A 19,500-nucleotide genomic window follows, 5' to 3' on the forward strand; every position below is an offset into this window, starting at 1 on the left:
GGTTACTTCAGTAAATGCGGATCGAACAAGTGACCTAATTTTTCAGTTTTGGTTTTCAAATAATGACGGTTTTGCTCGGTTAAACCATGGTCGATGGGTTTGCGCTCTACAATGTTTATGCCAAGCTCGGCCAGCGCTGCAGCTTTACGCGGATTGTTGGTCATCAATACCACATTGGTCACATTAAGGGTTTCGAGCATGAAACCACAGATGGAATACTCCCGTAAGTCTGCATCAAATCCCAAGTGTAAGTTGGCCTCAACCGTATCCATACCAGTGTCCTGCAATTGATACGCTTTTATTTTGTTCAACAAGCCAATGCCGCGGCCTTCTTGACGTAAGTACAATAAAACGCCTTTGCCATGCTCGACTATATTTTGTAAAGCTTTCTCCAGTTGAAAGCCACAATCACAACGGGTACTAAACAGTGCATCTCCCGTCAGACATTCGGAGTGCACGCGGATGGGAACCGCTTCGCCGGCCTGCCAATCGCCATACGTCAACGCCACATGTTCTTGCCCTGAGGACTCCACAAATCCATGGATACGAAACTCACCAAAGCGTGTTGGGAGTTTTGCGGCGCTGATGTATTCAAATTGTGGACTTGATTGTGTCATCTTTATCTCAGGCAGTTGCACGGCATGACAGAAGCGTAGAGCCTATGTAGGGCCGTTTCGATGCAAAACAAGGGTCAAACACCAAATGCTTTATAATCATCCAGAGGTGCAGGCATGGCAATGCCATATCCTTGCGCATAGTCGACCCCCATTCTACCCAATTGCACCTTAATATCCGAATTTTCTACAAATTCCGCAACGGTTTGCATGCCAATGGCTTTGGCGACGTCATTAATGGAGCGCACCATGGCGAGATCAATGGGGTCGGTTAATAAATCGCGGACGAAAGCGCCATCAATCTTCACGTATTGAACAGGTAATTGTTTTAAATAGCCATACGACGAAAACCCACTACCAAAATCGTCTAATGCAAAGGTACAACCCAGTTGATGGAAAGTTTTGATAAACTCGAGGGTTTCATCCATTTTTATGATTGCCATACCTTCAGTAATCTCGAAGCATATTTTACTGTAGGGCACGTTAAACTTCTCAAATGCGTTTAAGACGTATAACTTAAAGTCTCGATCTGCCAATGATTGGCCGCACAGATTGATGTTACATTTCTGCAGTTCTTGCGCGTGATCGGGATTCTGGTGCAACCATTCGAAATAGTGATGGATCACCCAGCGGTCAATTTTAGCTCCCAACGAATAACGCTCAGCGGCGGGCAAGAATGCACCCGGAGGCACAAGGTCACCTTCTTTGGTCTGCATCCGTAACAAGATTTCGTATCGATGGCCTTCATCGGCCAAATGTAGCGGCTGATAGTGTTGGTAATAGAGGCGAAAATTATCTTGCTCAAGCGCATCATTGATGTGTGCCAACCAATTTAATTCACTTTCATAACGTTTAGTGGTGATATCACTGAGCGAATAGCGATGAATTTGATTACGACCTTGTTCTTTTGCGATGTAACAAGCGGCATCAGCCATGCTCATCATCTGTTCAGGTGAGTCTATTTTCTCGGTACGCTCGACTAACCCGATGCTGATACCCAATGAAAATACATTGTTTTCCCACATAAAACGAAAATCAGAGACGATATTAAGCAGTCGATTAGCAAGTATAAAGGCTTGATCGCTATCAGTCTTGGTCATCAACACACCGAACTCATCGCCACCTAGCCTCGCAAGCAGTCCACGCTCACTAACGCCTTCATCTAACAAACGCGCGAGTTGCTGGAGCAACGCATCGCCGGCTTTGTGGCCACAGGTATCATTTACGACTTTAAATTGGTCTAAGTCCATATATAGCAGAATCAATGGCTCTTCATGTTTAAAGGGGAGGGTGAGTTGCTGATGCAATTGCCGCTCAAACTCGCGGCGATTATTCACCCCTGTGAGGGAGTCATGCGTGGCAAGGTATTCAAGGCTAATGTTGGATTGTTTGCGTTCCGTGACATCAAACAAAGAACCATACAAGAATGTCTGGTCTCCTTCGCTATGTAATTGACAAGAAAGTGAAAACCAGAATTCTGTTCCGTCTTTTCTTAAACCCCTAAATTCTCTACCCAGTACCGTACGGTGAGTCCGCAATTCGCCTATCAAAACGTCACGTTCATTTCTATCGGCGTAAAATTCACTGGTATTTTGCACGGCGCTGAGCATGTCGTCTTCGCTGCTGTAGCCAAATAATTGCCACATAGCCGGATTGACTGATAACAAAACACCATCGGGAGTGGAGGTGTATAACCCCTCGGCTGAATTACGAAACAGTTGATAAAATTGACTGAGGTTATCAATTTGCTTTTCTTGCTTGCTTTGCTCCATGCGCATCAAGACTTGTTGATTAATTTCGATAGCCACACCCAGGATTAATATACCGAGAGTGGTTAACAAGATAATCAACAAGGTACCAACATTATTCAGCATCCCCATGTTTTGATACAGGTAGAGGTTTAATCCTGCGGCGGTCACCAAGAGTACCCACCCAGCGATAAAGATGAGCGCGGGTCGACTCCTGAAGAGCACGTAATAGCGCATTGCCATGCCGCATTGGCATAACATGCTGAGACCTACTACTAGCCCATTTGCGGTTGCCTGCCAGTCATCAGGTGTTAGCCATTTGTTGAGTAAAATCCCTAGCGGAATGAGGTAAATAACGTGCTTGTAGAGATTTGGACTACGCGTAAAAAGGGCTACGCTGACCTTACTGGTTAGCAGTAGGAAAAGGGTGAGTAATACGCTAGTCAGTGCGCGACTGTGTTCAGTGATTTCTGTGAGTTGAGCAATGAAGCCATGGATATTGAGGACACTGAGCATTAGTACGCAACAAGTCAGGGAAAACCAAAAGCGCACTGGACTTTTTAGGACTAAATAGGTCACTAAAAAATAGAGAGTAAATACCGACATTGCGCCGACAAAAATACCAAACAGAACTTGTGTATTTTGCTGTTCTAACACCCAGGCGTCTGAGCTTTTAACAGTGATGGGTACGAGCAATGGGTTGTCATCAACCAAGCGAATATAGACGCTTACCTTTTCATTCATTGCTAGCGAGATAGGTGCGATAAAGTGGCGATGGCTAATGGGGCGCTTTTTGAAATTTTGAGCAGCGCCCATTAGGTGCGAGGCGACGATCCGATCGAGATCATCAAGAATATAAATATCTACGTCATCAAGGTTGGGGTCATTAATAGTGAGGTAAAGGGTTACAGGGGCATCTGCTTTATTCTGAATGGCGCTTCTGATCCAAAGGCTTTGACCATCTACCAATGCACTTTTGTCCCAACTGCGAGTCCAGTTTTCCAATAACAGCACTTCGCTTAACCTACGAGCGTTTTCAATACGCATAGATTCAGAATAATCACGTAAGTCTATAGCCGACACTGAATGATTGACTTCAATGGTCGTACTGTGCTCGGTTTGGGCGTATGCAATCGTGCCCAGCAAACCAAGTACTGAAACGATACACCACACCCAATAACGCACCCAGGTAGTTCGCAAACGATGTTTAATTGTCGACAAGCCGTTACCTTATGCTGTATTGCGCTTTATACAGAAGCGTAAGTCATTAATAGACAATACTAATCCCAGTTTAGACTAACTGCTACAACTAAGTGCAATGCCTTTTTCGTGCGGGGGTGGAGGACTCGCAAACTCTGTACTCTCGGGCGCGTCATCAAAGGGAGCAGAGACTGCGCTGATCAGTGCCTCTGCAACAGAGAAATCATTTTCATAGGCAGCAGCGATGGCGCGTTGAAGATGGTGATTTCTAGGTACTATCCGAGGATTAACCTGTTGTAAATCTATAGTGTTAATTGAGTGACGCTCGCAGATGGCGTGATAATCATTTAACCATTGCTGAATTGTATCGCGATCAATAAAGTGATCGAGCAGCTGTTTCGGCTCGATTTGAGCGAGGGCTAATAACCGAAAACTTTGAGTGTAATCGCGTTGTTGCCGTTCCAGCATATCAAACCATTGAATACGTAATTGGTCGGCACGAGTTTTGTCAGGATGCTCGGCTGGGAGTTTATCAAAGCCAAACTTGCTAGCGATGAGCGTTTGGTATGTCCGCATTAATACCGGCTCGAATAAGGAAAGTGCGGATGTTATCGCATCAACCGACAAATAGTGGGTAAAGGCTTGTGCCAATGCGTTTAAATTCCACAGGGCTATGCCCGGCTGTTGGTCGAAAGCGTAGCGCCCATTGTAATCAGAGTGATTACATACGTAATTGGGAATAAAGTCATCGAGAAAAGCATATGGGCCGTAATCAAACGTGATGCCATGAATTGACATATTGTCGGTGTTCATCACACCATGATTGAAGCCAGTCGCCTGCCAATGTGCGACTAAATGGGCGGTAGAGGTGACTATGTTACGCAGTAATTCTAGGTAACGGTCTGGCTCATCTTTTAGGGTAGTAAAATGATGAGTAAAACAATAATCAAATAGTGCATCGAGTTGAGCTTTCTGCCCGCTGTAATGGTAGTACTCGAAATGACCAAAGCGAATGTGGCTCGGACAAGTGCGAATTAACATTGCGCCAGGCTCAAGAGTTTCGCGCCGTACCGGCTCATTACTGGAGAATAAACATAATGCGCGTGATGTCGGGACGCCAAGTGCGTGCATGGCTTCGCTGACAATATATTCGCGTAGAGTTGAACGTAATACAGCGCGACCGTCAGCGTGGCGAGAATACGGTGTTGGTCCAGCGCCTTTTAAATGTAAGTCAACACGTTCGCCAGAGGGAGCCATTATCTCTGCCAGCAGATGGCCGCGCCCATCACCTAAGGCAGGATTCCACTGACCAAACTGATGACCGCCGTATTTTTGAGCCACTGCATGCTTTTGCCATGGACTATCATGGTCAGTTAATAGCGCTTTCCAGTCGTTTTGCCATACGCTCTGATCGATCCCTAATTCACTTGAGAGGTCGTGGTTTATAATAGCCAGACGTTGATCACGCAATAACGCTACTTTGACCGGTGAGGTTAAGGCTTGCAATTCAGTCGCGTAGGTGTAGCTTAACTGCATCGAGTGTAGACTTTGAAATAAATTATGAGCGGTATGGTATCAATACGGAAGAAATTAGTAATGCGATCCCTGCTAATTGTTGCAATCAGTGGTTTATTGGTAGGCAACGTTCAGGCCGGTGATGCGGAGGCTGGGAAAAAGCGAGCAACGGTTTGTGCAGGCTGTCACGGTAATGACGGAATGGCGTTTATCCCAAATTATCCTAACTTAGCAGGGCAGAATGAACTGTATTTGGTCGATGCGCTCAAAGCCTATCGTGATGGTTTGCGTCGGCATATGCAAATGACACCGATGGCAAGAGGCCTGAGCGATACTGATATTGAAAATCTCGCAGCGTACTACAGTAGCTTAACGCCAAAAACTAAAGCGACTGATTAAACCAAATCGGCCATCCCAGTGTATCTATCGGATATTTAGTCCAATAGGCAACAGACATGCTGGTTTTACATCATTTAAATAATTCTCGCTCGCAGCGGATCTTATGGTTACTCGAAGAATTAGACGTTGATTACACATTGAAAACCTATCAACGTGACGCTAAGACTAATCTAGCGCCGGCTGAATTAAAGTTAGTTCATCCGCTGGGCAAGTCACCAGTGGTGACCGACGATGACGTAACTATTGCTGAATCGGGCGCCATTATCGAATACCTCGTAACCCAGTACGGTAACGGTCAGACATTAGCCGAATTATCACCCAAAGAGAAACAAGAACAAGCATTCTGGTTGCATTTTGCGGAAGGAAGTTTCATGCCTCCGTTAGTGACGAAGATGGTATTGGAGAAAGGGCGGGATAAAGCTAAGCCCTTCTTCATTAAGTATATCGTCGATAAATTCGTTGAGGCTGTGATGGATGCGTATTTTGGGCCAAACATAAAGGCAAATATTGCATTTGTGGAGCGCCATCTGACTGGTCGTGAATGGTTTGTAGGCGATAATTTGAGTGCTGCGGATTTTCAGATGAGTTTTCCGCTAGAGGCCATCGTCGCAAAACAGGGTAAGGATGCCTTTCCTAACATTGCCAACTTCGTTGCGCGGATCCATTCGCGCGACGCTTATCAGCGCGGACTCAAAAAAGGCGGGCAATACGATTACGCTTAAGCAATATCGCTTAAGCTATCGAGGTACTCGTTGATAACTAATAGGAAAGCGTCACCATAACGTTCGAGTTTGGTGGCTCCCACGCCTGAAACTGCCAAAAACGCGTTTTTTGTGGTTGGCATTTGCGCTGCCATATCGGCTAATGAAGCGTCACTAAACACCACAAACGGCGGCACGTTATCTTCATCAGCAATGCTTTTACGTAAATGCTTAAGCTTGGCAAACAAGCGTTTGTCATAGGCTTTCTGCGCACTAGTATTCTTTGCAGCTTTCACGCTAAGACGTGGAATAGCCAGGTCGCACTGAACGTCGCCGCGCAGAATATCCCGCGCGGCTTCCGTTAACTTCAACGCAGCGCCTTGGGTGATGTCGATGCGCAAAAAGCCCTTATGTACCAACTGATTAATGATACTGTGCCAATAGGTATCGGGTTCTGACTTGCCAATACCGTAAGTGCTCAGCTGGTCATGCTGATTTTCCACAATGCGTTTATGTGACTTGCCGCGCAGAATATCAATCACGTATTGGGCGGCAGCGCTTTGTTGGATCCGTAATACACATGAAAGAACTTTTTGCGCAGTAACTAAGCCATCAAAATGGCGGGGCGGGTCAAGGCATACATCGCAATTGCCACAGGCTGTTCCGGCAAATTCGGAAAAATAGTTAAGCAGTACTTGTCGGCGGCAGGTTTGCGCTTCGGCAAATGCCTCCATTGCGGTAAATTTTTGCGTCTCTATTGCTTCACGGTCTGCATTTCCCATGGCGATCCATTGACGAATACGTGCACCGTCTTTTTCATCAAATAGCAACAATGCTTCTGATGGCATACCGTCTCGCCCTGCGCGCCCAGTCTCTTGGTAATAAGCTTCAATACTACGCGGCACATCGTGATGTAAAACGTAGCGCACGTTACTTTTATTTATCCCCATCCCAAACGCGACAGTGGCAACGACAATGTCAATGGCATCAGTCTGAAAACGGCGCTGTACCCAGTTTCGTTCTTCGTTATCCATACCTGCATGGTAACCAGCGGCTTTCAATCCAGCTTTATGCAACTTCTCACTCAGTTCATCCACTTTGCGACGGCTATTGCAATAAATAATCCCGCTGCCTTCCTGCTGTTTTACATAGCTAAGCACTTGGTCAAAGGCCTTGTATTTGGGTAACACGTGATAGCGGATATTGGGGCGGTCAAAGCTACTTTTGAGAACGAGTGGTTCACGTAAACACAGCTGTTGCTGAATATCCGCTTGAGTCGTGATATCTGCAGTTGCCGTTAATGCCATCATTGGGATGTCTGGGAAATGCTGCTTGAGTTCACCGAGACGACGATACTCCGGGCGAAAATCGTGCCCCCAATGGGAAACGCAATGTGCTTCATCGATAGCGAACAAGGCGACATTAATACTGCGGACAAACTGGAGGAAACGGGGCTGTAAAAGCCGCTCCGGCGCAACATAGACGATCTTTATGCTGCCCGCCTCGATTGCATCATACGTTTGCTGTTGTTGCGCTTCGTCAATACTGCTGTTGATGAATGCCGCAGCTACGCCGCTGAGTTTTAGCTGTTCGACCTGATCTTGCATCAAAGCAATTAACGGTGAGACGACGATCGTTATGCCATCCATCATTAACGCTGGGACTTGATAGCATAAAGATTTCCCGCCACCAGTCGGCATTAGCACCAAACTATCGCCGCCACTGAGCGTATTGGTGATGGCGTCACGTTGACCGTCACGGAACGTTGAATAGCCAAACACGTGGGCAAGCACGTGTTCTGGCGTAGCATTATTTTCGGCTTTCAACGTGGATGATTGCATGTGGTTTAGAAAATCGATGGTAAACTACAACAAAAGAATAGATAGCCCTATGATACGCATTTTTACGCCATGCTTCACTGGCTAGTTGTGACAAGTTTTTAAGGATCGAGCAATGACTGAACAATTACCCGAATTGATCGAAGAGTTGGTCAATACGCCAGAGGACACGTCCCAGATTGCACGCTCCTCAGCGATGTTGGAGTTAGACGATCCGGATATTGCACTAATACTTGAGTCGTTACCGGTTGAACAACGGATCCTGACCTTTAGTGCGTTGCCTAAACACCGCATGCTGGATGTATTGGTAGAGATGCGGGCTGATCCGCGGGAAATACTGATTGACGCAACGCCGCAAGATCAGTGGGCAAGCATCTTTAGTGACATTGATGCTGAAGATTTATTGGAGTTGATGGACTCACTACCCAATCGACTCATCGACCGCGCCTATGAGGCTCTCGATTCACAGCAACAAGCCTACTTTGATGATGCTCGCCAATTTCCGGTTGAGCAAATTGGTCACTGGCTCAATCACGACATGCTGGTTTTACCTCTAAATGCAAAGGTGCGAGAAGGATTGCGCTTGATCCGTAGGGGAGTGCCAAGCTACTGCGATACCATTTATTTATTGAATCGATCAGGCCAATTTGCTGAAGCGGTGAAACTCGCGCGTGTATTTAACGCTGCCGAGCACATTCCTTTGGTTGAACTTGCAGAGGAAGGACTTACCGTGCTTAAGGCCACCGACGAGAATGTCTCAGCGTCTTTGCTGGTGCAACGCTCGGGCTACACGTCCTTACCGGCAGTGGATGACAATAATAAGCTTGTAGGACGCTTGGATATTGGCGCTGCCTCAGAGTTAATCAACGAAAATTATGAGCGTCAAGTGATGGCAACCGCGGGTATGGACGAAGATGAGGATTTGTTCTCACCTGTGGCTAAAAGTGCCAAAAATCGAGCCTTGTGGCTGGGGATTAACCTTTTAACCGCGTTTTTGGCTTCTTGGTTTATTGGATTGTTTGAAGCCACATTACAACAGGTTGTTGCGCTTGCCGTTCTGATGCCAGTGGTGGCCAGTATGGGTGGTATTGCGGGCAGCCAAACGCTTACCTTGATTGTACGTGGTTTAGCGCTGAAGCAGGTGACCACCGCTAACGTGCAGGCATTATTGAAAAAAGAGTTTCAGGTCGGTGGCGTGAATGGCGTTATCTGGGCAATAGTTATCGGCATAGTGGCTTTCTTCTGGTTTGCCAATCCATTACTGGGAATGGTTATTGCGCTGGCGATTCTGGTCAACATTATCAGCGCGGCCTGTGCCGGAGTGTTTATACCGGTGTTGCTGGATAAACTTAAAATCGATCCTGCCCTTTCGGGTTCGGTTATCTTAACGACAGTGACTGACATTGTTGGTTTTGTGGCGTTTTTGGGCTTGGGTACGCTGTTTTTACTGTAATTTATGTGAGGAAACGCGCACAATACGCGCTTTCCTCAAAGCCACGACTTAACCTAAATGTCTGATCTTGCTCAACAGTCTCGCGCTGGTGTTATTTTTGCCATTGCTGCCTATAGCATGTGGGGCTTTGCGCCACTCTATTTTAAGTTATTGCAGCACATGCCGGCGGCAGAAATTTTAGTTCATCGAGTGGTTTGGTCTGCGCTAATTTTGGTTGGCCTAATTGCGATTAAACGACACTGGACGAAAGTAAAAACGGCACTAACTTCACGCAAAGTTATGTTGGTATTGTTAGCCGCAGGCATTTTGTTGGCGGGTAATTGGTTATTGTTTATTTGGGCAGTCAATAACGATCAGTTGCTAGAAGCCAGTCTTGGTTATTACATCAATCCGCTGTTTAATATTCTGTTTGGTCGAATCTTTTTGGGTGAGCGTTTACGCCCGCTCCAAAAGCTCGCAGTGGTTTTAGCTATCAGCGGTGTGGCCGTAGCCATCGCGGGATTAGGTTATCTTCCGTGGATTGCTCTGGTATTGGCAGTGTCGTTTTCATTATATGGATTACTGCGTAAAACCGTTGCGGTTGATTCTTTGCCTGGCTTACTCATTGAAACCATGATGATGTTGCCGCTGGCACTGGTGTATTGGGCTGTCTATGGTAGTGATGCGAGCAATCTCGGATTAAATAGCTGGGAAATGAATCTATTATTGATAATGGCTGGCGTGGTTACTACAGCACCATTGTTGTGTTTTACCGCCGCAGCCCGTCGGATCCAATATTCAACGCTGGGCTTTTTCCAATATATTGGCCCGAGCATTATGTTCATTTTGGCGGTGTTCTTTTACCAGGAGCCGATTGATCAGGCGCGCATGATCACCTTCGCTTTTGTGTGGTGTGGTTTGGTGATTTTTTGCTGGGATTCGTTGCGTAACTATCGGCAAGTGCGCAAATTGGCAAAAATCAAACCGGTTTAGTCGAGATCGGATTCAACTCGATTCCGACCACTGCTTTTAGCTTGGTACAATAAGGTATCGGCTTTAGCGAGCATGGCTTCTAGGTTCTTGCGGCCCTGCACAGTAACACCAATGCTGGTGGTCACTTGTAAATCTTGCTGTTGAAAGCGGATTTGCTTTTGCGACAAAGTCTCTCGGAACGTTTCTAAGCGCTCGACAACCTCTTGGGCAGGAATATTGGGTAAGTAAATACAAAATTCCTCACCACCAAAGCGTGACACATGAAAGTCAGAGAATTGGCTGGCGATTAGTTTCGCCACGTCTTTGAGTACCTTATCACCGGCATCATGGCCATAGGTATCATTGATTTGCTTAAAGTGATCTAAGTCGACCAGTGCAACGGCTTGGTTTTCGGGTTGGCTGCGTGACACATGATTGACTGAGTAGAAAAAATGGCGGCGATTAGGCAAACCCGTTAGGTAATCGGAATTCGCTGCGCGCCTAATGGCTTCAACATTTTCAATGTATTCCACATTCTGGTTAATACGAACCAAGAATTCTTCTTGGCAAAATGGCTTGTGCAGAAAATCATTGGCGCCACTTTTCAAAAAGCGGGCTGAAAGTAACGAACTATTGCCTGACGAAACGCCAATAATTGCCAGTTGTTCTTTGGGCATGGACTTACGTAGTTCCGCCACAAATTCGGTGCCCGTCATGTCTGGCATGGTTTGATCGGTAATGACTAATTGAATGTTCATGCGCTCATGTAAAATTGCCAAACCTTTTTCTGCACTCTCTGCTTCAAAGGTCTGAAAATTATGCCGGCGCAACATTGACGTCATTGAACTGCGACTGACCCTAGAATCATCGACCACCAGAACGCCAATGTGCTTATTTTTTTCTAAGCGGGCCAACAGCCGACTTAAATAGTCGTAAACCTGGGCGTTTTCTTTCGGGATATAATCAACCACGTCTTTGCTCAGCACGTGCTCTCGCGTGTCGTCATCTAACCGACCAGTCACTACGATGGTAGGGACAAAACTAGCAATAGTGAAGTCGATGGCTTCACCAAAAGGGGCGTCTGGCAGGTTGTAATCCACTACCGCGCAAAGATATTCTTCTGGATTAGATGCACCAAACACATGTTTAGCTTCAGTTAACGTGGAGGCGCTGACCGGTAACAGCTTAGCTTGCAATACCAGTTTTTTGATAATGTTCATACTAGTAGAACTATCTTCAATCACTAGTACTTTCTTTTGCATACCATGCTCACCACAATGGTTATTAGCTTAACTGTATACTATGTAACCTATAATTTCGATAATTTAGCGTAGCTTAAAACTAACCACTTAGTGCCGACATCATCAAAGTTAACCTGTACGCGCGCTTGCGGGCCTGAGCCTTCACAATTCAACAGCGTGCCATCGCCAAATTTAGGGTGCATTACCCTATCGCCGAGGGCAAAACCACTTTCATCCACGGCATCAAAGGTTGTTTGCTGATTAAAACGGTTTTGTACTGGCCGGGACACTGTGCTGCGCAAGCGGACTTCCTCTAAACAGGCTTGCGGCATTTCTTTAATAAAGCGGGATTGGGTGTGATACTTGTCTTGGCCGTAGACCCGGCGCGATTCCGCATAAGTGATATACAGCTTTTGCATTGCGCGCGTCATGCCAACGTAGCATAGTCGGCGTTCTTCCTCTAGTCGGCCAGGCTCATCATGACTTTGCTGGCTGGGGAACATTCCTTCTTCTACCCCAGCTAAGAAAACCATTGGAAATTCAAGCCCTTTCGCTGTATGAATGGTCATCATTTGTACGGCGTCTTGGTGACTATCGGCTTGCGCCTCACCCGCTTCAAGAGACGCATGTGCAAGAAACGCGTCTAGCATTGTCATGTTCTCAACGTCATCTGGCATTTCAAACGCTTTACACGCTGACACCAGCTCCTCCAAGTTCTCAATTCGAGATTGCGCTTTTTCGCCCTTTTCAGCTTGATACATAGCGAATAAGCCAGAGCGTTTGATCGCAATATCTGCCTGTTTCTCTAGCGGCTCATCTAGCGTTGCTGCTTTCAATGACAGGATCAAATCGATAAAGCTTTGCAAAGCTGTCGCCGCGCGTCCAGAAAGACGTTTCTCTGCCAACAAAGTTAAGCTGGTTTGCCACATGGACTGGTCCAGTGAGCGTGCACTTTCCCGGATTTGCGCGAGTGTGCGTTCACCGATCCCTCGGGTAGGCGTGTTCACAATCCGCTCGAAGGCAGCATCATCCAGAGGTTGATTGATCATGCGCATATAGCCTAATGCGTCTTTTACTTCTTGGCGTTCAAAAAAGCGCAGGCCACCGTAGATACGATAAGCGATAGATTGGTGCAGTAAGGCTTCTTCGAGTACCCGCGACTGTGCATTGTTGCGATACAAAATGGCACAATCACTCAAGGCATTGCCATAATCACTCCAACGCTTAATTTGGGAAACGATGAAACGGGCTTCATCCATCTCGTTAAATCCGGCGTATAGGGAGATCAGCTCGCCGTCTTCGCCATCAGTCCAGAGTTCTTTGCCTAGGCGACCTTGATTGTGATCGATAACCGCATTAGCAGCTTTTAGAATAGTCGCAGTGGAGCGGTAATTTTGCTCTAAGCGAATGGTGCTAGCGCCAGCAAAATCCCGCAAAAAATATTGAATATTATTAACATTAGCGCCGCGCCAACCATAGATAGACTGATCATCGTCTCCCACAATCATCATGTTATTATCGCCGCTAGCCAAAAGTTTCAGCCATGCGTATTGAATGTTGTTAGTGTCCTGAAATTCATCGACTAATATGGCTCTGAAACGACGTTGGTAATGAGCCAATAAGGTTGGATGGTTGAGCCATAGTTCGTGGGCGCGCAGCAGCAGTTCGGCAAAATCTACCAGTCCAGCGCGATCGCAGGTTTGCTGATACACCGTATAGATTTCACGCATTTTGATTTGCGTAGGGTCGTTGTGCGTTTCGATGTGTTGAGGGCGCAAACCTTCATCTTTATTGCCGTTGATAAACCATTGAATTTGTTTGGGCGGATAATGCTTTTCATCCAGATTCATGCTTTTCAGTACACGGCGTACAAGTCGATATTGATCATCTGAGTCGAGGATTTGAAAACTTTGTGGCAGGCGGGCTTCTTCATAATGACTGCGTAACAAACGATGTGCCAAACCATGGAATGTGCCAATCCACATGGTATGCAATGATTGACCCATTAAACTTTCAATACGCCCACGCATTTCTCTTGCCGCTTTATTCGTAAAGGTAACGGCTAGTATGCTATGCGAGGCAATATGTTCGACTTCCATCAACCATGCGATGCGATGCACTAAGACGCGCGTTTTACCGCTTCCGGCACCAGCCAAAACCAGCATATCGGATGGCGGTGCGGCGACAGCATCGCGCTGTTTGTCATTCAAATCATCGAGAAGTCGGGAAACGTCCATAATACTGCAGCATGGTCAAATTAAATCGCGAGTATACCAGTTTATCTGTTAATTTATACAGCGGTTGAGATTTCAGCGGTGCAATCCATTGTACTCTTTCAAGAATTCCCTCTAGATTTTCTTACAGGCACTAAGTACAAAAGATAATCGTGTTTTTGTATCGCTGTATGATCTGTTCTTATTTACCAGCGGTAATCAAACCGACAAACATGCGCTTAGAAGAGAACATCATGCAATTTCGAGAATGGTACGACGCCCTGGCTAAACCTGACTGGACCCCTGATCCTGCATTTATTGGTATGATGTGGCAAATTTTGTACCCCATCATAATTGTTACTTTTGCTTGGGTTTTTATCCAAATTTGGCGCAAGAAATACCCTAAAGGTTTAGCGCTACCCTTTGCCATTAATTTAATTGCAAATCTAATTTTCACACCAATCCAGTTTGGCTTGCGTAATCTCGAACTAGCAACGCTTGATATTCTTGTTGTGTGGGGGACGATTGTATGGATGATCGTTGCGGTATGGCGACATAATAAATGGGTCGCTCTTGCGCAATTACCCTATTTAGCTTGGGTGTCGGTAGCGACGGTACTGCAAACAATGATCACAGTTATGAATTGGTAATGCGATAACCAGAACGCAAACGGTTTTAGTAGTCACAGGCTGGGTGATTAGCAATTGTATAAGTGGCTACCTGCCCTAACAACTGTTGCGTGGTTGGTGCAATTTCAAGACTCTCTACCGGCCGCACTAAATCGGCTGGATAATCGGTGATAACTTCAAACATGACTAGCGCGGTCAAAAAACTTCCGGCAAGTGCCGCATGGTTGCCATCAGAGGCATGCAGTTCAAGATCAGGTTGTATTTCCAATGCTCGCTCCCAAGCATAGCCAATAGGGGCCACACAAGCACCGCTTTGCGTCGCAATTTTAGCGTGGATGTTGTGTATGTAGTCGGTTTCAGCAGCACGTCCTACCTGTGCCCACTCTGGAAACATAATTGCCTGAGCAGAACTATTGTGTGCAAGCTGAACCAGATTTAGCGCGCCGTTGATGGGATACTCAGTCTGAAAGCTCTGTGAGTATTTTTGCGCTTGTAGGATCACATGTGTCCAAGGCTCTGCAGCCAAAGCTGCTAACGTTACAGAGGACCCTGCGTGGTCGCTTAAAAATTTAAATTGAGGGACGCGATACACGTAGGTACCGTGTTGCGGAAATTGCTGTTGGATCAACGTCTGTATCATCCCTGGCAAGTTGTTAGCAGCGGAGTGACTATTGCCCAGCATGATAACCCTAAAACCTGGTTGCAGCGTTTGCGATGCCGGTGGTGTAGGTGACGTTAAAGTCTCATTTTCGCTGCTAGCAGAACCCGCACCGCCGCCACAGCCGACTATCAACAAGACGATGAATCCGAGCCAAAGTCGCATTCTGATTATCCTCAACTTATTCTATTCAAGCTTAGATAAGCGGCAGTCTATTCACCATGCTCCTTGTCTCGTTGCCAGTGCGTTTTATCTCTTCTTTCTGGCGGGGGCTAGGTTGGAAAGTTTATCGTGATTAATCTGGTCGTATTGATTTATCAAGTAGTGTCCTTACATCTAATTCACTACCTCAAAGGGAACTCATCAAATGCTCAGCGAAGATATTGATACGCAATCATTTTGGCTAACCTTAAAACAGCAAGCGCAAACCACTGTTCAACAAGAGCCACTACTAGCCAGCTATGTGCACGCATGCATTTTGGCTCATCACAACTTCGAGAGCTCTTTGAGTTTTATTCTATCCAATAAACTCTCTGATAACGTGATGCCAGCGCTCGCGATACGTGAAGTTTTTGATGAGGCATACCTGCTATCACCGAATATTGTTGAGTCGGCCATGTGTGACAGTATCGCTATCGTCAATCGTGACCCTGCAGTAGATTCTTACCTTCCTGTCTTGATGTATTTTAAAGGTTTTCAGGCGGTGCAGGTTCATCGCTTAGCGCATTATTTGTGGCACAACGGACGGCATGATTTAGCCTTATTTTTACAGAGCCGTAATTCTGAAGTTTTTGGTGTTGATATTCATCCAGCAGCGAAAATTGGTAAGGGCGTGATGTTGGATCATGCAACGGGTATCGTCATTGGCGAAACAGCAGTGGTAGAAGATAACGTGTCAATCCTGCAAAACGTAACCTTAGGCGGTACTGGTAATCAGTCAGGCGACCGACATCCCAAAATCCGGGCCGGTGTGATGTTAGGATCTGGTGCTAAGATTTTGGGTAACATTGAAATTGGTAAAGGCAGTAAAGTGGGCGCTGGTAGCGTTGTCCTTAGCAATGTTCCCAGCGGGGTTACCGTAGTTGGCGTACCAGCTAAAATTGTAGGTAAACCTGATTGCTGTATGCCTTGTGATTCAATGAAGCAAAACGTATTAGAGGATAAAGAATAAATATTCTTTATCTTATCTGAAGTATTTGAACAAGCTCTTCCAAGTCTTTTAGTTGCACTGTAGGAAGAGCGCGTACGGGTTCATTGATTAAATTCATCTCGCGGTTACAGGCAAACCAGGCAGTTTGAAAACCTAATCGATGGGCGGCCCACACGTCTTTAACAAGATGATCGCCAACATGCAAAACCTCTTCGGCAGGCAAACCTAATTGCGCCAGTGCAGAGTAAAACATTGCTGGGTCGGGTTTCATAGGAGCATCAATGTTAGCTTGATATACCTGTTGAAAGAATTGCCCAATACCCACCTGCGTCAAATCGACATTGCCATTAGTGATAGCGATCAAAGGGGTGTTTTCGCTCAGCCTTTCCAATAAAGAATAAATATTCTTATTAACTTTAAAAGCGCTGCGTTGGGCGAAAAAGTGCGCCAAACCGCGATCGGCGACTTCAATTTGGTCTTGCTCAGCAAAGCCAGCCTGCCGCGCTAACGCTTGTAAGATCTTGTGGCGCAATACGCTCATATCAGAGGCCAAGCGCGGATCTTGCTTTACCAAAGCATTACGATGCCGCTGCCAATGCTCGTGTATTAAATCTGCAATCGGCGGGTATTCGTCGCGCAGAAAATTGGCTAATGCCTGTGTGGCGTGGCGTATAATTGGGCCGTTATCCCACAACGTATCATCTAAATCAAAAGAGAGAGCTTTGATTGGCGCGAGTGGTCGATAAAAAATCATGTGTCACCTTAGTTTTTTTTGCGCGCACGTGGGTGGGCTTTGTCGTAAACCGCGGCTAGATGCTGAAAGTCCAAGTGCGTATAGACTTGGGTTGTTGATAAATTGGCATGACCCAGTAATTCCTGCACAGCACGCAGATCACCACTCGACTCCAACATGTGGGTGGCAAATGAGTGGCGCAATTTGTGCGGATTTACTGCGCTATCTAGGCCTTGCTGCAGCGCGACGCGATTCAATCGATTAGCAACCTGCCGGTTGGAAATACGCTTTTGTTGCTTGCTTAAGAATACTGCTGATGCGTCAGGCATAGCAAAACTCGCCCTGACTTGCAGCCAACGTGCTAGTGCTTCTTGTGCTTTACGTCCGATGGGTAGAATACGCTGCTTTGCGCCTTTACCGGTCACTCTGAGTGTATTGTCTGCTTGAATATCCTGTAAATTTAGACCGGTTAATTCCGATAGACGTAATCCGCAGCCATAAAGTAATTCAAACATCGCAAGGTCACGTGTGAGCAATACATCATCTTGCTCAGCGCTATCTAACAAGCGCTGGGCTTCATCGACACTAAGTTGCTTTGGCAGTGGTTTTGGTAATTTAGGCGCTTGGACTCCATCACAGGGGTCACTGGTTAAAATATTTTTTTTAAGTAGATATTGGCAAAAGGTTCGCACTGCAGACAGTCGATTGGCGGTGCTTCGCGCCGATAATCCTGCTTTGCGGGCGCGCATTATGGCAGATTTAACATGCGCCGTTGAAAGCGCCTTAACGTTGTTACACTCGGCATCTGCCAGTAGTGCATTTACCTGTCGTTGATACTGCTCACAGGTGCGTTCTGAAAGTCCGCGCTGGGCTCGGATATACTGAATAAAATCATTCAAGTGCTGCTCGGTGCTCACAGCAACCATGGGTTAAAATCCGATGGCGTCGGGCAGTAAAATATTTAAAAACTGCTGTAGCTGGGTCAGTAATAACGTGTCCATATCAGGATTAAAGTGCCCAGGATCGTTGCTGCCCACAGCCAAAATGCCTAAGTCTTTGTCTGTGCCTAACCTTACTAGCACCACAGACTCAGCGGGTTGTTCATCAAACAACAATTGCTTCTCGTGTTGGCTCAGGCGGCCAAAGTAAAAAAGCTTATTCTTGAAATGTTTCTCAGTAAACAAGCGCTGATGCAATTCGGACATCGCATATGGACCAGCAAATGGCTTAACAGCAACTGCAGACAGTTTTAATTGGGTTAACATGACTTCTTCAAGGGTGTTTTGAATGTCACCGAAATCCTTGCACTGCCAGAGTTTTATATTGAGGTCCACGTAAACTCGATAGATGCGTTCATTTTGCTTAGCAATTGCAATTAGCTGATGGATTTTGCGGCTCAGCTGACGAACCTTATTACGTAGAATTTCACTCTGCTTTTCTACTAACGACACGCTGCCGTGTTGCTCGTGCGGAATCTCTAATTTTTCTAACAGTTCTGGGCAATGCGCAAAGAACGATGGGTTTTGTAACAAGTATGCGCGCACTTGCTCAGCGCTGAGCTGTTCTTCTTCGTGCGCATCAAGCGTTGCTATTGATGGTTGAGTGGCATCTTTCATAGCTGGAAATGCCCATCGTATATATGTTCTGCAGGCCCTGTCATTTTTAGTACGTTATCCTTACCTTGCCAGCGAATCTTCAAATTGCCACCGGGCAATTCAACTCGCACATCTTTACCTAATTTACCCTGAATTTGTCCTATTGCAACTGCTGCGCACGCGCCACTGCCACATGCCAATGTTTCACCAGTGCCACGCTCAAAAACACGCAATTTGATATGGCCACTATTCAGGATCTGCATAAAACCCACATTGACCCCTTCCGGAAATCGTTCATGCTGCTCCAGTAATGGCCCCAAGGTCGCTACATGCGCTGTATCTATATCGTCAACTTCCATGACACAATGAGGATTACCCATCGAAACTGCGCCACAAAATAAGGTATGGTCGTCGGCGCGAATGACATAAGTTTTCTCTTCTTTTTGCGCCATCATGGGTATCTCAGCCGGGGTGAAAATTGGCTTGCCCATATTAACCGTAACATTGCCATCGCGTTCGATGTAAAGAACCATGCGCCCTGCTTTGGTACTGACCACAATTTTATTGCGGTTGGTTAAGCCCTTAAGTTTTACAAATCGTGCGAAACAACGGGCGCCATTTCCACATTGCGAGACCTCGGTGCCGTCAGCATTGAATATTCGATAGTGAAAATCTTGGTCAGGGTCGTAGGGTGGTTCAACCATTAACAATTGATCAAAGCCGATACCGAAATTGCGATCTGCGAGCTTTTGGATCTTTTCTTTTGACAAAAATACATTCTGAGTGACGTTATCGATGACGACAAAGTCATTCCCCAGACCATGCATTTTTGAGAATTCTACAAGCATTAGCAGCGCATTAT

General features: G+C 46.2%; 17 protein-coding genes. 6 read left to right on the forward strand and 11 right to left on the reverse strand.

All coding sequences use genetic code 11. The features are described from left to right. Window positions 1–2: 2 nt before the first annotated feature. The 3 genes from ribA to CSH92_RS10935 all read right to left on the reverse strand — a co-directional run bounded on the left by ribA (window position 3) and on the right by CSH92_RS10935 (window position 5,098). Window positions 3–617: a GTP cyclohydrolase II gene (gene ribA / locus CSH92_RS10925; protein WP_100657674.1), complete on the reverse strand. Its 615-nt coding sequence runs from the start codon at window positions 615–617 to the stop codon at window positions 3–5. A 74-nt stretch (window positions 618–691) separates the two neighbouring features. Continuing rightward, the gene (locus CSH92_RS10930; RefSeq protein WP_100657675.1) at window positions 692–3,583 is read right to left on the reverse strand and encodes an EAL domain-containing protein; all 2,892 of its coding nucleotides are present in this window, start codon (window positions 3,581–3,583) and stop codon (window positions 692–694) included. A gap of 75 nt (window positions 3,584–3,658) precedes the next feature. Next, on the reverse strand, window positions 3,659–5,098 hold the full coding sequence (locus CSH92_RS10935; RefSeq protein ID WP_100657676.1) for a protein adenylyltransferase SelO: 1,440 nt from the start codon (window positions 5,096–5,098) through the stop codon (window positions 3,659–3,661). A 60-nt stretch (window positions 5,099–5,158) separates the two neighbouring features. On the opposite strand from CSH92_RS10935, the gene CSH92_RS10940 reads away from it, so the two are divergent. Next, window positions 5,159–5,476, forward strand: coding sequence for a c-type cytochrome (locus CSH92_RS10940; RefSeq protein WP_240612793.1), 318 nt, complete (start codon window positions 5,159–5,161; stop codon window positions 5,474–5,476). Window positions 5,477–5,532: 56 nt separating this feature from the next. Next, on the forward strand, window positions 5,533–6,198 hold the full coding sequence (locus tag CSH92_RS10945) for a glutathione S-transferase family protein (RefSeq protein ID WP_100657677.1): 666 nt from the start codon (window positions 5,533–5,535) through the stop codon (window positions 6,196–6,198). Here CSH92_RS10945 and recQ read toward each other — a convergent pair. Further along, on the reverse strand, window positions 6,195–8,018 hold the full coding sequence (gene recQ / locus CSH92_RS10950; protein WP_100657678.1) for a DNA helicase RecQ: 1,824 nt from the start codon (window positions 8,016–8,018) through the stop codon (window positions 6,195–6,197). The two genes, CSH92_RS10945 and recQ, sit on opposite strands and share 4 nt — an antisense overlap. A gap of 112 nt (window positions 8,019–8,130) precedes the next feature. On the opposite strand from recQ, the gene CSH92_RS10955 reads away from it, so the two are divergent. After that, window positions 8,131–9,468: a magnesium transporter gene (locus CSH92_RS10955; RefSeq protein ID WP_100657679.1), complete on the forward strand. Its 1,338-nt coding sequence runs from the start codon at window positions 8,131–8,133 to the stop codon at window positions 9,466–9,468. A 57-nt stretch (window positions 9,469–9,525) separates the two neighbouring features. After that, a complete protein-coding gene (rarD, locus tag CSH92_RS10960; RefSeq protein ID WP_100657680.1) occupies window positions 9,526–10,440 on the forward strand; it encodes an EamA family transporter RarD in 915 nt (304 codons plus the stop codon). Here rarD and CSH92_RS10965 read toward each other — a convergent pair. Further along, window positions 10,437–11,681, reverse strand: a complete 1,245-nt coding sequence (locus CSH92_RS10965) for a GGDEF domain-containing response regulator (protein WP_100657681.1) — start codon at window positions 11,679–11,681, stop codon at window positions 10,437–10,439. The two genes, rarD and CSH92_RS10965, sit on opposite strands and share 4 nt — an antisense overlap. A gap of 47 nt (window positions 11,682–11,728) precedes the next feature. Then, on the reverse strand, window positions 11,729–13,897 hold the full coding sequence (uvrD, locus tag CSH92_RS10970) for a DNA helicase II (protein ID WP_100657682.1): 2,169 nt from the start codon (window positions 13,895–13,897) through the stop codon (window positions 11,729–11,731). Between the two features lie 230 nt (window positions 13,898–14,127). Between uvrD and CSH92_RS10975 the strand changes: the two genes are divergently transcribed. Continuing rightward, complete coding sequence (locus CSH92_RS10975) at window positions 14,128–14,523, forward strand: TspO/MBR family protein (protein WP_100657868.1); 396 nt, start codon at window positions 14,128–14,130, stop codon at window positions 14,521–14,523. 25 nt (window positions 14,524–14,548) lie between these two features. Here the strand turns inward: CSH92_RS10975 and CSH92_RS10980 are convergent, their stop codons facing one another. Continuing rightward, a complete protein-coding gene (locus CSH92_RS10980) occupies window positions 14,549–15,325 on the reverse strand; it encodes a hypothetical protein (RefSeq protein WP_100657683.1) in 777 nt (258 codons plus the stop codon). A 202-nt stretch (window positions 15,326–15,527) separates the two neighbouring features. On the opposite strand from CSH92_RS10980, the gene cysE reads away from it, so the two are divergent. After that, window positions 15,528–16,331, forward strand: a complete 804-nt coding sequence (cysE, locus tag CSH92_RS10985) for a serine O-acetyltransferase (RefSeq protein ID WP_100657684.1) — start codon at window positions 15,528–15,530, stop codon at window positions 16,329–16,331. Window positions 16,332–16,338: 7 nt separating this feature from the next. Here cysE and CSH92_RS10990 read toward each other — a convergent pair whose 3' ends face one another. From CSH92_RS10990 to dapF, 4 genes are read right to left on the reverse strand one after another with little or no spacing between them, the layout of a single operon-like run. Then, window positions 16,339–17,064, reverse strand: a complete 726-nt coding sequence (locus CSH92_RS10990) for an HAD-IA family hydrolase (RefSeq protein ID WP_100657685.1) — start codon at window positions 17,062–17,064, stop codon at window positions 16,339–16,341. A gap of 8 nt (window positions 17,065–17,072) precedes the next feature. Next, window positions 17,073–17,969: a tyrosine recombinase XerC gene (xerC, locus tag CSH92_RS10995; protein ID WP_100657686.1), complete on the reverse strand. Its 897-nt coding sequence runs from the start codon at window positions 17,967–17,969 to the stop codon at window positions 17,073–17,075. 3 nt (window positions 17,970–17,972) lie between these two features. Then, complete coding sequence (locus CSH92_RS11000) at window positions 17,973–18,659, reverse strand: DUF484 family protein (RefSeq protein ID WP_100657687.1); 687 nt, start codon at window positions 18,657–18,659, stop codon at window positions 17,973–17,975. After that, the gene (dapF, locus tag CSH92_RS11005; protein WP_100657688.1) at window positions 18,656–19,486 is read right to left on the reverse strand and encodes a diaminopimelate epimerase; all 831 of its coding nucleotides are present in this window, start codon (window positions 19,484–19,486) and stop codon (window positions 18,656–18,658) included. The genes CSH92_RS11000 and dapF overlap by 4 nt, the downstream gene beginning before the upstream one ends. Window positions 19,487–19,500 lie beyond the last annotated feature (14 nt).

Origin of the sequence: Neoalteromonas flava (assembly GCF_002807685.1) — a bacterium.
Taxonomy (GTDB): Bacteria; Pseudomonadota; Gammaproteobacteria; order Enterobacterales; family Alteromonadaceae; genus Alteromonas_E; species Alteromonas_E flava.

Excerpts from the sequence above, each read along its gene's own strand:
- rarD (WP_100657680.1), top strand. The coding sequence starts at position 9,526 with ATGTCTGATCTTGCTCAACAGTCTCGCGCTGGTGTTATTTTTGCCATT.
- CSH92_RS10975 (WP_100657868.1), top strand. The coding sequence starts at position 14,128 with ATGCAATTTCGAGAATGGTACGACGCCCTGGCTAAACCTGACTGGACC.
- ribA (WP_100657674.1), bottom strand. The coding sequence starts at position 617 with ATGACACAATCAAGTCCACAATTTGAATACATCAGCGCCGCAAAACTC.
- xerC (WP_100657686.1), bottom strand. The coding sequence starts at position 17,969 with ATGGTTGCTGTGAGCACCGAGCAGCACTTGAATGATTTTATTCAGTAT.
- cysE (WP_100657684.1), top strand. The coding sequence starts at position 15,528 with ATGCTCAGCGAAGATATTGATACGCAATCATTTTGGCTAACCTTAAAA.
- CSH92_RS10965 (WP_100657681.1), bottom strand. The coding sequence starts at position 11,681 with ATGCAAAAGAAAGTACTAGTGATTGAAGATAGTTCTACTAGTATGAAC.
- CSH92_RS10980 (WP_100657683.1), bottom strand. The coding sequence starts at position 15,325 with ATGCGACTTTGGCTCGGATTCATCGTCTTGTTGATAGTCGGCTGTGGC.
- CSH92_RS10940 (WP_240612793.1), top strand. The coding sequence starts at position 5,159 with ATGCGATCCCTGCTAATTGTTGCAATCAGTGGTTTATTGGTAGGCAAC.
- CSH92_RS10945 (WP_100657677.1), top strand. The coding sequence starts at position 5,533 with ATGCTGGTTTTACATCATTTAAATAATTCTCGCTCGCAGCGGATCTTA.
- CSH92_RS11000 (WP_100657687.1), bottom strand. The coding sequence starts at position 18,659 with ATGAAAGATGCCACTCAACCATCAATAGCAACGCTTGATGCGCACGAA.
- CSH92_RS10955 (WP_100657679.1), top strand. The coding sequence starts at position 8,131 with ATGACTGAACAATTACCCGAATTGATCGAAGAGTTGGTCAATACGCCA.
- uvrD (WP_100657682.1), bottom strand. The coding sequence starts at position 13,897 with ATGGACGTTTCCCGACTTCTCGATGATTTGAATGACAAACAGCGCGAT.
- dapF (WP_100657688.1), bottom strand. The coding sequence starts at position 19,486 with ATGCTTGTAGAATTCTCAAAAATGCATGGTCTGGGGAATGACTTTGTC.
- CSH92_RS10935 (WP_100657676.1), bottom strand. The coding sequence starts at position 5,098 with ATGCAGTTAAGCTACACCTACGCGACTGAATTGCAAGCCTTAACCTCA.
- CSH92_RS10990 (WP_100657685.1), bottom strand. The coding sequence starts at position 17,064 with ATGATTTTTTATCGACCACTCGCGCCAATCAAAGCTCTCTCTTTTGAT.
- recQ (WP_100657678.1), bottom strand. The coding sequence starts at position 8,018 with ATGCAATCATCCACGTTGAAAGCCGAAAATAATGCTACGCCAGAACAC.